This window comes from Marinobacter oulmenensis (genome assembly GCF_014201735.1).
Classification (GTDB): domain Bacteria; phylum Pseudomonadota; class Gammaproteobacteria; order Pseudomonadales; family Oleiphilaceae; genus Marinobacter; species Marinobacter oulmenensis.
In genome coordinates, this window is the sequence record NZ_JACHFE010000002.1 from 483,542 (window position 1) to 497,577 (window position 14,036).

Below are 14,036 nucleotides of genomic sequence, written 5' to 3' on the forward strand. Positions count from 1 at the left end.
TTACCCGGACCGCCGCCGGTCGGGGATAATTTATTGAAACCAAAGAAAACACACAGGGAGCCAGAACCCATGGGTATGCTCAGTGGCAAAAAAGCACTGATTGTCGGTGTCGCCAGCAAACACTCCATTGCCTACGGAATCGCCGAGGCCTTTGCCCGTGAAGGCGCCGAGTTGGCCTTCACCTACCAGAACGAAAAACTCCAGTCGCGCGTGGAAAAATTCGCGGACCAGTGGGGTAGCCAGCTCACCTTCCCCTGCGACGTTGCCAGTGACGAGGAAATCGACAACGTTTTCACGGAACTGAAAAAGCACTGGGACAACATCGACATCATCATCCACGCGGTTGGTTACGCGCCAGCCAATGAGCTTAACGGTAACTACGTGGACGTCACCACCCGTGAAGGCTTCAAGATCGCCCACGATATCAGCTCCTACAGCTTTGTCGCCCTGGCCAAAGGCGCCCGGGAGATGATGCACGAAGGCAGCAGCCTGGTGACCCTGAGCTACCTGGGTGCCGAGAAGGTGCTGCAGAACTATAACGTGATGGGACTGGCTAAAGCCTCTCTGGAAGCCAACGTTCGCTACATGGCTGCCAGCCTGGGCAAAGACGGCATCCGGGTAAACGGCATTTCTGCCGGCCCGATCAAGACCCTGGCCGCTTCAGGCATTGCCAGCTTCCGTCGCATGCTGGCGGAAAACGCCCGCCGTGCCCCGTTGCGCCGGAACGTAACCACCGACGAGGTGGGTAACGCAGCGGCGTTCCTGGCCTCTGATCTGGCCTCCGGTATTACCGGCGAGATCATGTACGTGGATGGCGGCTTCAATATCACCGGCATGGGTGAACTCGAAGACTGAAGCACGGTACTGCCGAGTGAGGGGCCGGTCTGTGTGCCGGCCCTGCTTCCTCTCCCTGTTTCGCTAATCCGCAGACAGAGCGTCCGCCACGGCTTCCAGCCAGTCCAGATAGTCGGTGTCATCCGACTCCAGTACTTTCACTCCCATCAGGTAACCGCCATCCTCTGCTGGCCGGCACCAGATAACCTCTACGATAAGTTGCATCTGTGCCAATCCATCCAGGGTAACGACCGTTTCATGCAGTGAACCCGGGGTAACCGCCGTGTCAGCCATAATCCGGAAACCCTGGGCCGAGATATCCCGGATACCACAGGTGAACTCTTCATCGCTGGCGACCGTGTCCGGATCTGCCGACGCCAGCCTGATTCTGGCGCTGGCCTTTGCAGTCAGACGGTATTCGGTCCGATGCTCCTCGTCCGGTTCCTGTCCTGTGCCAAAGGCGTAATCCTGATCTGACATCTGTGCTCCTCAGTTTCGACCAACGCGGATACGGCCAACCACCCGACTTAGGGTGTCATCGAACTCGGCAGCACTGCCCAGCAGACGGATACGGCCATCCACGACGCCGGCCACCAGCTCTTCCCGGCGGTATTCCCGTCGATTCAGGCCAAGCCGGTCCACAAACACAAACTTGGACGAGGCTGCGATCTTCACCGCCAGCTTGAGGCGTTGGGGTTCCTGTCCTTCCTCCGGCGCGACCGCAATCCAGCCACCCAGGCCCAGCCCGTCCACTGCCCGGGCGGCGGCAAATTCCAGTTGTTGGCGCTCCTGCTCCCGACGGGCCTGCTCATCCGCCTGCCGCTGCTGTTCCGCAGCCAGCCGTTGGCGTTCCACCTCGGCCTCACGCAGGGTTTCTTCCTCCCTGCGCCGTTGCTCGGCCTCTGCCTTCTTCCGGCGCAGAGCCTCAGCGCGTTCCCTCGCTTCCTGGGCAGCCTGTTCCCTCTTGCGGCGCTGTTTCTCACAGACCCCCACGAGGACCGTCACCGTTTCGTCGAGAACTTCTCCAAACGGTGTTGGTGCCGGCAACGGCCGTAACCGCCCTGACTCGACACCGGCCAGGAAGGCAGACCAGGGTTCGAGCCCCAACCGGGCACCAACCCCATTGGTCCACAGCACTTCCTGGCTGGCTTCAAGCAACGCGAAAAAATAACGTCGCTGTTCCCCTTCCCCTACACCTTGGACGTACCAGCGATGCTGATAGTCTGTAGCGGCTTCAGGGTCGATCGGCACCAGCGACAGCCATTCGCTATCCCAGGAGAAACGTCCGCCTTCAGGAAGCGCATTAACCAGGCGGGGCTCATCCCCGCGTACCCGGGCAACAATCTCGGCCTGCACCTGGTGCAAAGCCGCCTCCGGAGGCTCCTCATCAAACGCGCGCTGCCATACGTGGCAGATCCGGTCTTCTATCTGTTCCCCGACGTGGTAGAGCCGCCCTTTATCCTGGCCGGACAGCTGGGGATCGCCTGCCCACACCAGCCATTCCAGCAGTTTGTTGGCATGACGGTACAGCTCGCTGTCCACCCCGTCAGCCCAGACGCTCTGTTTCAGCACCCGGTACCAGTGCTCCAGTATGAACCGGGCCATCGCCGACGGCAGCTGACGCCCGGAGAGCGCACGGCCAATCAGAGCCCGGGCCACCTGGTCGGCCTTTCTCTGGCGTGAGGCGCCCATTTCCGTTTCCAGCAGTCGTTCACTGAGTTTGCGAACCTGACCCGTCCGTTTCTCTGCGTCCTTCAGCCATTCCTGGCAGAAGGCCTCCACCGACTCCGCTGATTGCCGGGCGAAGCTCTGGGCCACGGCCTGTACCAGAGCATCGAACTGCTGCTGCATGGCTCGTGTGGAACGGCCGCCGGTATCGCTCCATCCTCGCCATTCCTGGAGACTGTCCAGCCATTTCAGCAGTATCTGGCTGAATGCGCCGGCCCCGGCCAGGTTCAACCGCCAGGCCAGCCAGAAGCGCAGACGCGCCACCCGGCTGATCAGGGATGGATGCAGACCACTGGTTTTCAGAAACACATCCATGATGCGGTCAGAGAGATAGGCAGCGTTGACCTGACGGACTGACCATGTCTCATCCTGCTGGTTCAGGATATGGGTTACCCGCTGGTCCAGCTGCCGATCCCAGCAACCGGAAAGCAGCGGTTGCCAGTCCGGAATGGACTCTTCGGATAGCTTTGTGGCCGGATAGGGAAGCTCGGGGACGCGAATGCCGGAAATGATCCGGTCGACGGGTTCTGAAACCACCATTTTTGTTGTCTTTTTCTCGGGTTTCCCATCGGCTGGAGTCATCCGGTACCCACTGGTCTGAAGCGTTGAAAAGGGCCTGCAAATAACGCAGTATAACCAACTCGCCGGGGTTTGCCGCAACGGGGCACCGGCGCCATTCGAGAGAGTCTACACGCACCCCTCGGTACGGATCATCCTTTCCGTTCCGAAGGCATAGAAACATGATTTCGGGGAAGCACAACGAAATGTCCGGCAACAAACTGGAAAACCTGAACGTCGCCAGTCAGGAAGCACTGATCACGCCTGAAGCTCTGAAGGAGAAAATGCCGCTGTCCGACAAGGCCGCAGCAACAGTCGCCGACGGCCGGCAGGCCATCTACGACGTCATGGACGGCAAGGATCACCGGCTGTTTGTGGTGATTGGCCCCTGCTCCATTCACGACGTTGATGCCGCCATGGATTATGCCCATCGACTGAAAGCACTGGCGGACGAAGTCAGTGACACCATCCTGCTGGTCATGCGCGTGTACTTCGAAAAACCGAGAACCACGGTTGGCTGGAAGGGGCTGATCAACGACCCCTACCTGAACGATACCTTCAATATCGAGGAAGGCCTGCACATCGGCCGTCGCCTGCTGCTGGACATCAACGAACTGGGCCTGCCAACCGCGACAGAAGCTCTCGACCCGATCTCGCCCCAGTACCTGCAGGACACCATCGCCTGGTCCGCCATCGGCGCCCGGACCACAGAATCCCAGACTCACCGGGAAATGAGCAGTGGTCTGTCGATGGCCATTGGCTTCAAGAATGGCACCGATGGCAGCCTGGATGTGACTGTCAACGCCATGAAATCCGCCTCGCACCCTCACAGCTTCCTGGGCATCGATCAGCAGGGCAAAGTTGCGATCATCCGCACCAAAGGCAACGACTACGGCCATGCAGTTCTGCGCGGCGGTGGCGGCAAGCCCAACTACGATTCCGTCAGCGTGGCACTGTGCGAGCAGGCCCTGGAAAAGGCCAAACTGCGCAAGTCCATCATGATTGACTGCAGCCATGCCAACTCCAACAAGGATCCGGCCATCCAGCCGCTGGTCATGCAGGATGTGACCCACCAGATCCTCGAAGGCAATACCTCCATTCAGAGCCTGATGGTGGAGAGCCATATTAACTGGGGCAATCAGTCCATTCCGGACAACCTGGAAGATCTGCAGTACGGTGTCTCGATCACCGATGCATGCATTGACTGGGAAACCACGGAAAAGGCCGTGCGGGATATGCGCGAAAAGCTCAAGGACGTACTGCCCAAGCGAGTGAAATAACACGGAAAGGGCCCGACCAGTCCCGGTTCGGGTCCCGACTGCCGGCCGTCAGACTCTAAGGTCTGGCGGCATCGCCCCCCAGCCAGTCCAACTGGCCACGAAGGGACACTACCTGCCCGATAATCACCAGCGTTGGCGCCTTCACGCCACTGCTCTCAACCTTTGCCGTAATGCTCTCCAGCGTGCCGGTGACGACCTGCTGCTCCGGTGTCGTTCCTTTCGAGACCAGCGCCACGGGCATGCCCACAGACATGCCATGGGCCATCAACTCCCGACAGATGATTGGCAGACCCACCAACCCCATATAGAACACCAGCGTCTGGTTGTTCTGGACGAAGTCCTGCCAGGGCAGATCGCAGGTATCGTTCTTCAGATGCCCGGTCACAAAACGGACTGACTGGGCATAATCCCGATGGGTCAGTGGAATGCCGGCATAGGCGGCGCAGCCGGATGCAGCGGTGATGCCCGGCACCACCTGAAACCGGACGCCAGCGGCGCTCAGGGTTTCAAGCTCCTCGCCACCACGGCCGAAAATGAACGGGTCACCGCCTTTCAGGCGTACCACGCGATGCCCCTTTCGGGCCCGATCAACCAGCATCTGGTTGATTTCCGGCTGGGGAACCGAGTGGTTGGAACGAGCCTTGCCCACGTGAACCCGTTCGGCACTGTCAGGAATCAGTGCAAGAATCTCCGGCGACACCAGGCGGTCGTAAAACACCACCTCCGCGGACTGGATCAGGCGCAGGGCTTTCAGTGTCAACAGCTCCGGATCCCCCGGGCCGGCACCCACAAGGGCGACCTCCCCGGCAGAATCATTGCGATTGCCGGTTACGGGGTTGGGGCTGTCCTTCGGTGGCGCGTCAGGGCCAGTGGAATCCGGCCCCGCTAACGCCCGTTCCTCATCGCTCATTGAATGCGCTCAATGCCGCCCATGTAGGGTTTGAGTACGTCCGGAACCAGGATGCTGCCGTCTTCCTGCTGATAGTTTTCCATCACCGCAATCATCGCACGGCCCACGGCAAGGCCGGAACCGTTGAGGGTATGAACCGGCTCGGGCTTGCCCGTCTGTGGATTGCGCCAGCGGGCCTGCATGCGGCGAGCCTGGAAATCCCGGGTGTTGGAGCAGGAGGAAATCTCCCGGTATTTACCCTGCCCCGGCAGCCAGACTTCCAGGTCATAGGTTTTTGCCGCAGCAAAGCCGAGGTCGCCACCACAGAGCGTCACCACCCGGTACGGCAACTCAAGCATCTGCAGGACCTTCTCGGCATGGCCGGTCAGTTCCTCGAGTGCCTGATCGGACTCTTCCGGGCGCACCACGTGGATCAGTTCGACCTTGTCAAACTGGTGCTGGCGAATCATGCCCCGGACATCCCGGCCATAGGAGCCCGCTTCGCTGCGGAAACACGGAGTATGGCAGACCATGCGCAGCGGCAGTTCACGGTCGTCAAGAATGGTGTCTGCCACCAGGTTGGTGGCCGGCACTTCCGCGGTCGGAATGAGATAAAGCGGATTGTCGCCCACGGTACGGAACAGGTCTTCCTCGAACTTGGGCAACTGGCCGGTGCCAAACAGGGTGTTGGCATTGACCAGGTACGGCACATAGGCCTCGGTATAACCATGCTCCCCGGTGTGCAGGTTGAGCATGAACTGGGCCAGCGCACGGTGCAGGCGCGCCAGTTGGCCCTGCATCACCGCAAACCGGGAGTGAGCCAGATGGGTGGCCTTCTCGAAGTCCAGTCCACCCAGCTGCTCACCCAGGGACACATGGTCCCGGGCTTCAAAGGTGAATTCAGGACGGTCACCCCAGACCCGGGTCTCGACGTTGTCGTCCTCACTCTCACCAGCGGGCACGTCCTCGTCCGGGATATTGGGAATGCCGGCAAAAAAGGCGTTCAGGGACTCCTGCACCGAGCGCAGTTCCTCTTCCGCGTCGGCACGCTGCTGCTTCAGGCTCTCGACCTCATCCAGCAACGGTTTGATATCTTCCCCGGCAGCCTTGGCCTTGCCGATGGATTTGGACCGTTTGTTCTGCTCGCTCTGCAGTGATTCCGTACGCACCTGGATTTCCCGGCGGCGCTGTTCCAGGGATTCAAAAGTGGCAACATCAAAGTCGAAGTTTTTGACCGCCAGTCGGCGGGCGACGTCATCGGTTTCTGTACGGACACGTTTGGGGTCGAGCATGTTCTTCCTGAATCTACGGTAGCAAGTGAGTGTATCGGGGCATTATACCTGCCATGACGGCGCAAGCCACCCGGCGCGGCACTAGGTGTAGCGTTTGCGGTCGCTTGCTGCATCCAGGGCTTCCAGCCGCTGGCGCTTTTCGCCCAGTTTGATTTCCAGGCCCCTCGGCGCCGGCTGGTAATAACGCCGGTCGGCGATGGCTTCGGGCAGGTACACTTCCCCGGCGGCGTAGGCGTCCTGCTCGTCGTGGGCGTACCGGTATTCCTCGCCATGGCCCATACTTTTGAGCAGTTTGGTGGGCGCGTTTCGCAGATGCACCGGGACCTCGTGGTCCGGGTCCTGACGAATATCCGCCATGCACTGGTTATAGGCCTTGTAGACGGCGTTGCTCTTCGGTGCCAGCGCCAGGTAAGTCACCGCCTGGGCCAGGGCCAGTTCGCCCTCCGGGGAGCCCAGTCGCTCCTGGGCATCCCAGGCCTGCAGGGTTATCTGAAGCGCACGGGGGTCGGCATTGCCAATGTCCTCACTGGCAATACGCACCAGACGCCGGGCCACGTAAAGCGGATCGCAGCCACCATCCAGCATCCGGCACAGCCAGTACAACGCCCCGTCGGAACTCGAGCCGCGGATCGATTTGTGCAGTGCGGAAATCTGGTCGTAGAAGACATCGCCGCCCTTATCGAAGCGCCGCAGGCTTGTCTGCAATACCTGCTCAAGGGTGCTGGCGTCGACCCTGTCCTGACCGTCGGCATCCGGCTCGGCAAGATCCGCCGCCACCTCCAGAATATTGAGGGCACGCCGGGCATCGCCGGAAGACGCAGTGGCAATGGTTTCGAGCACATCCTCATCCACCCCAAGGCGGCCGGCAAAGCCCTGTTCACTGGACAGCGCCCGCCGTAGCAGATCGAGGATATCGGCGGTGTCCAGGTTTTTCAGGACATAGACGCGGGTACGTGACAGCAATGCGCTGTTGAGCTCAAACGAGGGGTTTTCGGTGGTCGCGCCCACGAAAATGAAGGTGCCGTCTTCAATGTGAGGCAGGAAGGCATCCTGCTGGCTTTTGTTGAAACGGTGCACCTCATCCACAAACAGCAGGGTGTCGCGGCCCTGGCTGTGCTTGCGGTTGCGGGCCCGTTCCACCACCTCCCGGATTTCCTTGACGCCACTGAGCACGGCGGAGATGGTTTCAAAAGACAGGTCCCCCACATTGGCAAGCAACCGGGCAAAGGTGGTTTTGCCAACGCCCGGCGGCCCCCAGAGAATCATGGAGTGCAGTTGCCCCTGCTCCACCGCCCGCCGAAGAGGTTTTCCCGGCCCCACCAGGTGTGCCTGGCCAACGTATTGGTCCAGGGTTTCCGGGCGCATGCGCGCGGCCAGCGGCTGAAAACCGGCCTCCGACTCAAACAGGCTGTCCTGCATCAGAGACCGTCCCGGATGATATCCACGCCCTCCGGGTAATCCAGGCGGAAGGCGTCATCGGATACGGGTTCATTCAGCCGGACATTGTCAAAGCTGAGAATGCTGAGCTGTGACAGCGAGTCCTCCATCCGCATTTCAGACAACTGCCCTTCCCGAAAGCTCAGACGCAGCGAGGTGAACAGCGAATCCGGCGCCCTGGGTACCAGGGTGAACTCGCGGTACCCGTCCACCGATGTATCCTTCTCGGTGACCTCGTACATTTCGTTCAGGTTGTCCACTTCACCGGTCAGCAGCAGGGCTGGCGTACTCTGTACCCGCTCATCAAGGCTCTGGATGGTGACCTGTTCGAGGTCCGGATCATAGACCTCGACCTTGTCGCCATCGCTAACAATATACTGGGGCAGCGGGTTACCGGTTTCCCAGTAGAACCAGCCGGGACGCTTGGCTTTCAGAAGGCCTGTGGTCTCCTGTACCTGGTGCCCCCTGTCGTTGACCAGAATCTGGATGAAATCGGCCTGATAGGTTTCGTAGTCCTGCAGAATCCCTGTCAGTTCCTGCGCCGCATTTTCGGATGCTGACTGGGCACTGGCCGGCCCGGCGATGACAGCCATCGACAAGAGCACGGCAAACAGGGTGAAGGCGGCATGCCTGATCATAAAACGTCTCCTAGTCTTTTGGAGGCGGTGGCGCCAGGACTTCCCGGGCACCGTTATGGCCGGCCGGGCTAACCACCCCGGCGGCTTCCATGGCGTCCACGAGATTGGCGGCGCGGTTATAACCGATCTTGAATTTACGCTGGACCGAGGAGATGGACACCCGGCGGTTCTCGGTGACAAAGGCCACCGCTTCGTCGAACAGGGCGTCGCCCTCGTCACCACCGCCGCCACCATCGGACAGGGTCGGCACGCCAGGCAGGTTTTCCCCTTCTGCCCCGTTGAGGACATCATCGACGTACTCGGGTTCGCCCCGGGCTTTCCAGGCCTCCACCACACGATGGACCTCATCGTCATCCACAAACGCCCCGTGAACCCGGACCGGCAGCCCTGAGCCCGGTGGCAGATACAGCATGTCACCATGCCCAAGCAGCTGCTCCGCCCCACCCTGATCCAGAACCGTCCGGGAATCCACCTTGGAGGAAACCTGGAAGGAAATCCGGGTCGGGATGTTGGCCTTGATCAGGCCGGTAATCACATCAACCGATGGCCGCTGGGTCGCGAGGATCAGATGGATACCCGCTGCCCTCGCCTTCTGGGCAATCCGGGCAATCAGTTCTTCCACTTTCTTGCCGACGATCATCATCATGTCGGCAAACTCATCTATCACCACCACGATGAACGGCAGCGTCTCGAGTTCCGGGCGCTCCTGCTCATCGTTGGCCAGATGGTCATCCGGTTTCCATAGCGGGTCCAGCAAGGGCTCACCCTCGGCGCGGGCGTCTCGGACCTTCTTGTTGTAACCGGCGATGTTCCGTACACCCAGTGCGGCCATCAGGCGATAGCGGCGCTCCATTTCGGCGACACACCAGCGCAGGGCATTGGCCGCCTCTTTCATGTCAGTCACCACCGGTGCCAACAAATGGGGGATGCCTTCATAGATGCTCAGCTCCAGCATCTTCGGATCCACCATGATGAAGCGGACTTCCTCGGGCGTGGTTTTCAGCAGCATGCTCAGCAGCATGGCATTCACACCCACCGATTTACCGGAGCCGGTGGTACCGGCGACCAGCAGGTGCGGCATCTTGGCCAGATTGGCGACCATGGGGTTGCCACCGATGTCGTTGCCCAGCGCCAGGGTCAGTGGTGACGAGGAATCGGTAAAGACACGGGCACCGAGCACTTCACTGAGGCGGACAATGTCCCGGCTCTCGTTGGGAATCTCGATACCCACCACGGATTTACCGGGGATTACTTCCACCACCCGGACACTCAGTACCGCCAGGGAGCGGGCCAGATCCTTCGCCAGGTTGGAGATCTTGCTGACTTTCACACCGGGGGCAGGCTTGATCTCGAAGCGGGTGATTACCGGGCCCGGGTTAACCTCGACGACCTCAATCGAGACCCCGAAGTCCGCCAGTTTTTCCTCAAGCAGGCGCGACATGTGCTCAAGGGATTCCTCCGAATAGCCCATCTGCTTGTTCTGCTCGGGGGGATCCAGCAGTGACAGCGGCGGAATCGCGCTTTCGATATCCTCCAGCAACGACCCCTGCTTTTCTTTCGACTTTTTCGGTGAGGATTTCTCTTCGTTACGCTGGAACGGCGAGATCTTTACCGAGCGAGCCTGACTTTTCTCCGTTTTGGCAGGCACCACGGTATCGTCATCGGTGGCACCGAAACTTTCCATCGGCTCGAGCTCAGATTCCGGAATTTTCTTCGCCGGCGCCTCAAGGGCCGGTTCCCGGCGGGGTTTGCGGTCCGCTTTATCGTCATGAGTCTCCGGCTTATTCCGCCGGCCGAACAGGCGCTTGAGCAGGCCAGGTTTGCTGTCTTCGGACTCTGCCACCCGGTCCTTGACCACCGGCGGCGTCGGCCCGGGCGCTGCCTTGCTCGCTGTCTCGGGCTTCGCCTTCCCGGGGGCAAACAGGCCCTGGGCCTTCCGGGCCACCTGCATGGCCACACCACCTACCTGGTCCATGAGCCAGAACCAGGACAGGCCGGTGGTCACCGTCAACGCGAACAGGAAAATGGCGATCAGCAGCAGCGTGGTTGCCGGCAGGTTGAAAAAACGCACCATCGCCTCGGAGACCGCGGTGCCCAGCACCCCCCCGGAGGACGCGCCAAGACCGAACACGGAATACAGCGACAGCAGGCTGGTGGCCGACAGCAGAATCAGCACAAACCCGCCCAGACGCACCAGCAGCAACGGCCAGTGGAGATCCGACGACTGGTTGCGGCGGCGCACAAGCAATAGCGCATAACCCGCCACCATGGCTGGGAACAGCCAGGCCACCTGACCAAAAAGATCCATCAGCAGGCTGGCGATCCAGGCGCCGGTTCGCCCGGCGTAGTTGTTGACCTGGGTATCATGGCCAATACTGGCCCAGCCAGGATCGGAGGTGCTGAAAGTAAACAGGGCCATGGCGAGATAGATGCATAACACAATCAGCGCCAGCACCGCGCCCTCCCGGGCGCCCTGGGCCATCAGACGGCGAAAGCGTTGCTGTTGCTCTGTCATCTCAGCAGTGGTGTTGGTCGCTTTGCCTGATTCCGCCATGAATGCAAAAACCGTCAGTGAGTTTCGTTGCCGATCGCCTCAAATCCCCGACCGAGGTCGGTTTTAAGGTCCTCAATGGCCTCAATGCCCACAGAAAGACGGATCAGGCCTTCGGTGATGCCGGCCCTTTCTTTGACTTCCGGGGACAGACGACCATGGGTTGTGGTCGCCGGATGGGTAATGGTGGTCTTGACGTCACCAAGGTTGGCGGTGATGGAAATCATCCGGGTTGCATCAATGAAACGCCAGGCCTGTTCACGACCGCCAACGAGTTCAAATGAGACAACGCCACCAAATCCGTCCTGCTGTTTCTTGGCCAGTTCATGCTGGGGATGGCTCTCCAAACCGGCGTAAAAAACCCGCGCCACGGTCGGCTGCGCATCCAGCCAGCGGGCCAACTGTAACGCATTGTCGCAGTGAGCACGCATACGGATCGGTAAGGTTTCCAGGCCTTTCTGGAATACCCAGGCATTGAACGGACTCAAGGTTGGGCCCGCCGAACGGATGAATCCGTAGATTTCATCCAGGTAACGGGATGGACCGACAACAACACCTCCGACACAACGGCCCTGGCCATCCAGATATTTGGTCGCCGAGTGCACCACCAGATCCGCCCCGTGCTCAAGCGGGCGTTGCAGAACCGGCGTACAGAAGCAGTTATCCACCACAAACAGCGCGTCATTGGCTTTTGCCAGTGCTGACAGCGCCGCCATGTCCGCCACATCACACAGTGGGTTGGACGGTGTCTCGATAAACAGCATCCGGGTTTCCGGGCGAACGGCCTGCTGCCATTCGTCCATCCGGGTCAGGCTGACAAAGCTGGTTTCCACGCCAAAGCGCGCCATGTATTTCTGGAACAGCACATTGGTGGTGCCAAACACGCCCCGGGAGCAGACCACATGATCACCGGCCTGGAGCAGCGACATGCAGGTGCTCAGAATCGCCGCCATGCCGGAGGCCGTGGCAACGGCTCGCTCACCCCCCTCCATCGCTGCCATCCGGGACTCGAATGCCTGCACGGTGGGATTGGTGAACCGGGAGTATATATTGCCCGGCTCATCGCCGCCGAACCGTGCCGCCGCCTGGGCGGCGCTGCCGTAGACAAAACTCGAGGTCGGGAATATGGCGTCACTGTGTTCAAGCTGTCCGGTGCGGATCTGCCCCGCCCTGACCGCCAGGGTCTCCAGGGACATGCCTTCAAGGTCCGATTCGGGAATCCAGGTTTGCTCGTCACGGCCGAATGTCATCAGGCTCTCCAGCGGTCAGTCTTCGTCATTGTGCAGATCGATAATCGCATTGTCGGTGCCACTCTGGATAGCCGCCTCTGTGCGCTTACCGTCGTTTCGCAGTTCTTCGAGATGCGTCAGATAGGCCTCGTCAACGTCGCCGGTAATGTAGTTGCCGGTAAACACGGAGCATTCCCAGTCGTTGATCTCGTCATTCACATCGTTCACGCAGCTGATCAGGTCTTCCAGATCCTGATAGACCAGCCAGTCGGCGCCGATGAGGTTCTGAACCTCCTCCACCGACCGGTTATGGGCAATGAGCTCGTTCGCCGACGGCATGTCGATGCCATACACATTGGGATAACGGACAGGCGGCGCCGCGGACGCAAAATACACGTTGCGGGCGCCGGCATCCCGTGCCATCTCGACGATTTCCTCGCAGGTGGTACCGCGAACAATGGAATCATCGATCAGCATCACGTTCTTGTCACGGAACTCCAGATCGATCGGGTTGAGCTTCTGGCGAACCGATTTCTTGCGCATTTTCTGACCGGGCATGATGAAGGTCCGGCCAATGTAGCGGTTCTTGATAAAGCCTTCCCGGTACTTCACGCCAAGGTGATAGGCCAGCTGCATGGCCGATGTCCGACTGGTGTCCGGAATCGGGATCACCACATCAATGTCATGATTCGGGCGCTCTCTGAGAATCTTGTCCGCCAGGACCTCACCCATGCGCAGTCGCGCCTTGTAGACGGACACCTTGTCCATAATGGAATCCGGGCGGGCAAAGTAAACGTGTTCGAAGATGCAGGGATAAAGCTTGGGATCTTCCGCGCATTGTTCGGTGTAGAGTGTGCCATCGGTCTCGATGTACACCGCTTCGCCCGGGGCGATATCCCGGACCACGGTGAAACCGGCGGCATTCAGGGCCACACTCTCGGAGGCGATCATGTATTCCTTCTCGCCTTTCTCCCCTTCCCGTACACCGTAACAGGCCGGGCGGATACCATGGGGATCACGGAAGCCGACGATGCCATAACCGGTCACCATCGCGATGGCGGCATAGGCCCCACGGCAGCGTTTATGGACCGCCCGCACGGCCTCAAAGATCTCATCCTTGGTGGGGTTGAGTTTGCCCTGCTTCTGCAGTTCGTGGGCAAAGACGTTCAGCAGGACCTCGGAGTCAGAATTGGTATTGATATGCCGCAGATCGGTACGGAACAGATGGCTGCTGAGCTCATCGGCGTTGGTCAGGTTACCGTTGTGAGCCAGTGTAATGCCGTACGGGCTGTTGACATAAAACGGCTGGGCTTCCGCCGAACTGGAGCTGCCGGCCGTGGGATAACGGACATGGCCAATCCCAACATTGCCAACCAGGCGGCGCATATGGCGGGTATGGAACACGTCTCGAACCAGGCCGTTGTCCTTGCGCAGGAAGAACCGGTTATCCTGGTAGGTCACGATACCGGCCGCATCCTGCCCCCGGTGCTGTAGCACCGTCAGGGCATCGTAGAGAAGCTGGTTGACGTTTGAACTGCTGACAATACCGACAATGCCACACATGAGTGGATAGTTCTCCGAGTGTAAAACTGAATGTTAA

10 protein-coding genes and 1 pseudogene are annotated in these 14,036 nt (G+C 60.1%); 2 read left to right on the forward strand and 9 right to left on the reverse strand.

The annotated features are described in order from the left end of the window. Positions 1-69 precede the first annotated feature (69 nt). Positions 70-855, forward strand: coding sequence for an enoyl-ACP reductase FabI (locus HNR38_RS05505; protein WP_183700584.1), 786 nt, complete (start codon positions 70-72; stop codon positions 853-855). 63 nt (positions 856-918) lie between these two features. Here the strand turns inward: HNR38_RS05505 and HNR38_RS05510 are convergent, their stop codons facing one another. Next, positions 919-1,314, reverse strand: coding sequence for a PilZ domain-containing protein (locus HNR38_RS05510; RefSeq protein WP_183700586.1), 396 nt, complete (start codon positions 1,312-1,314; stop codon positions 919-921). A gap of 9 nt (positions 1,315-1,323) precedes the next feature. Next, positions 1,324-3,102 carry a DUF1631 family protein gene (locus HNR38_RS05515; protein WP_246362389.1) on the reverse strand — a complete coding sequence of 593 codons (1,779 nt, stop codon included), beginning with the start codon at positions 3,100-3,102 and terminating at the stop codon, positions 1,324-1,326. A gap of 224 nt (positions 3,103-3,326) precedes the next feature. Between HNR38_RS05515 and HNR38_RS05520 the strand changes: the two genes are divergently transcribed. After that, positions 3,327-4,400 (forward strand): 3-deoxy-7-phosphoheptulonate synthase, encoded by a 1,074-nt coding sequence (locus HNR38_RS05520; protein ID WP_183700896.1) that lies wholly within the window; start codon positions 3,327-3,329, stop codon positions 4,398-4,400. Positions 4,401-4,455: 55 nt separating this feature from the next. On the opposite strand, the pseudogene cobA reads toward HNR38_RS05520, so the two are convergent. The 7 genes and pseudogenes from cobA to purF form a co-directional block, all read right to left on the reverse strand. Beyond that, positions 4,456-5,232 (reverse strand): annotated as a pseudogene (gene cobA / locus HNR38_RS05525) (uroporphyrinogen-III C-methyltransferase); the annotation flags it as partial. Positions 5,233-5,306: 74 nt separating this feature from the next. Then, a complete protein-coding gene (gene serS / locus HNR38_RS05530) occupies positions 5,307-6,581 on the reverse strand; it encodes a serine--tRNA ligase (RefSeq protein WP_183700592.1) in 1,275 nt (424 codons plus the stop codon). 81 nt (positions 6,582-6,662) lie between these two features. Continuing rightward, a complete protein-coding gene (locus HNR38_RS05535; RefSeq protein WP_281380363.1) occupies positions 6,663-8,000 on the reverse strand; it encodes a replication-associated recombination protein A in 1,338 nt (445 codons plus the stop codon). Beyond that, entirely contained in the window at positions 8,000-8,656 is a 657-nt protein-coding gene (gene lolA, locus HNR38_RS05540) for an outer membrane lipoprotein periplasmic chaperone LolA (RefSeq protein ID WP_183700595.1), read from the reverse strand. The genes HNR38_RS05535 and lolA overlap by 1 nt, the downstream gene beginning before the upstream one ends. A gap of 10 nt (positions 8,657-8,666) precedes the next feature. Further along, the gene (locus HNR38_RS05545) at positions 8,667-11,210 is read right to left on the reverse strand and encodes a DNA translocase FtsK (protein WP_183700597.1); all 2,544 of its coding nucleotides are present in this window, start codon (positions 11,208-11,210) and stop codon (positions 8,667-8,669) included. A 14-nt stretch (positions 11,211-11,224) separates the two neighbouring features. Beyond that, entirely contained in the window at positions 11,225-12,457 is a 1,233-nt protein-coding gene (locus tag HNR38_RS05550; RefSeq protein WP_183700599.1) for an O-succinylhomoserine sulfhydrylase, read from the reverse strand. 15 nt (positions 12,458-12,472) lie between these two features. Continuing rightward, complete coding sequence (gene purF, locus HNR38_RS05555) at positions 12,473-13,999, reverse strand: amidophosphoribosyltransferase (protein WP_183700601.1); 1,527 nt, start codon at positions 13,997-13,999, stop codon at positions 12,473-12,475. Positions 14,000-14,036: the final 37 nt, after the last annotated feature.

What these genes read in the sequence shown, in the direction of transcription:
- HNR38_RS05505 (WP_183700584.1), top strand. Translation starts at nt 70, where the DNA reads ATGGGTATGCTCAGTGGCAAAAAAGCACTGATTGTCGGTGTCGCCAGC.
- HNR38_RS05510 (WP_183700586.1), bottom strand. Translation starts at nt 1,314, where the DNA reads ATGTCAGATCAGGATTACGCCTTTGGCACAGGACAGGAACCGGACGAG.
- HNR38_RS05515 (WP_246362389.1), bottom strand. Translation starts at nt 3,102, where the DNA reads ATGGTGGTTTCAGAACCCGTCGACCGGATCATTTCCGGCATTCGCGTC.
- HNR38_RS05520 (WP_183700896.1), top strand. Translation starts at nt 3,327, where the DNA reads ATGTCCGGCAACAAACTGGAAAACCTGAACGTCGCCAGTCAGGAAGCA.
- serS (WP_183700592.1), bottom strand. Translation starts at nt 6,581, where the DNA reads ATGCTCGACCCCAAACGTGTCCGTACAGAAACCGATGACGTCGCCCGC.
- HNR38_RS05535 (WP_281380363.1), bottom strand. Translation starts at nt 8,000, where the DNA reads ATGCAGGACAGCCTGTTTGAGTCGGAGGCCGGTTTTCAGCCGCTGGCC.
- lolA (WP_183700595.1), bottom strand. Translation starts at nt 8,656, where the DNA reads ATGATCAGGCATGCCGCCTTCACCCTGTTTGCCGTGCTCTTGTCGATG.
- HNR38_RS05545 (WP_183700597.1), bottom strand. Translation starts at nt 11,210, where the DNA reads ATGGCGGAATCAGGCAAAGCGACCAACACCACTGCTGAGATGACAGAG.
- HNR38_RS05550 (WP_183700599.1), bottom strand. Translation starts at nt 12,457, where the DNA reads ATGACATTCGGCCGTGACGAGCAAACCTGGATTCCCGAATCGGACCTT.
- purF (WP_183700601.1), bottom strand. Translation starts at nt 13,999, where the DNA reads ATGTGTGGCATTGTCGGTATTGTCAGCAGTTCAAACGTCAACCAGCTT.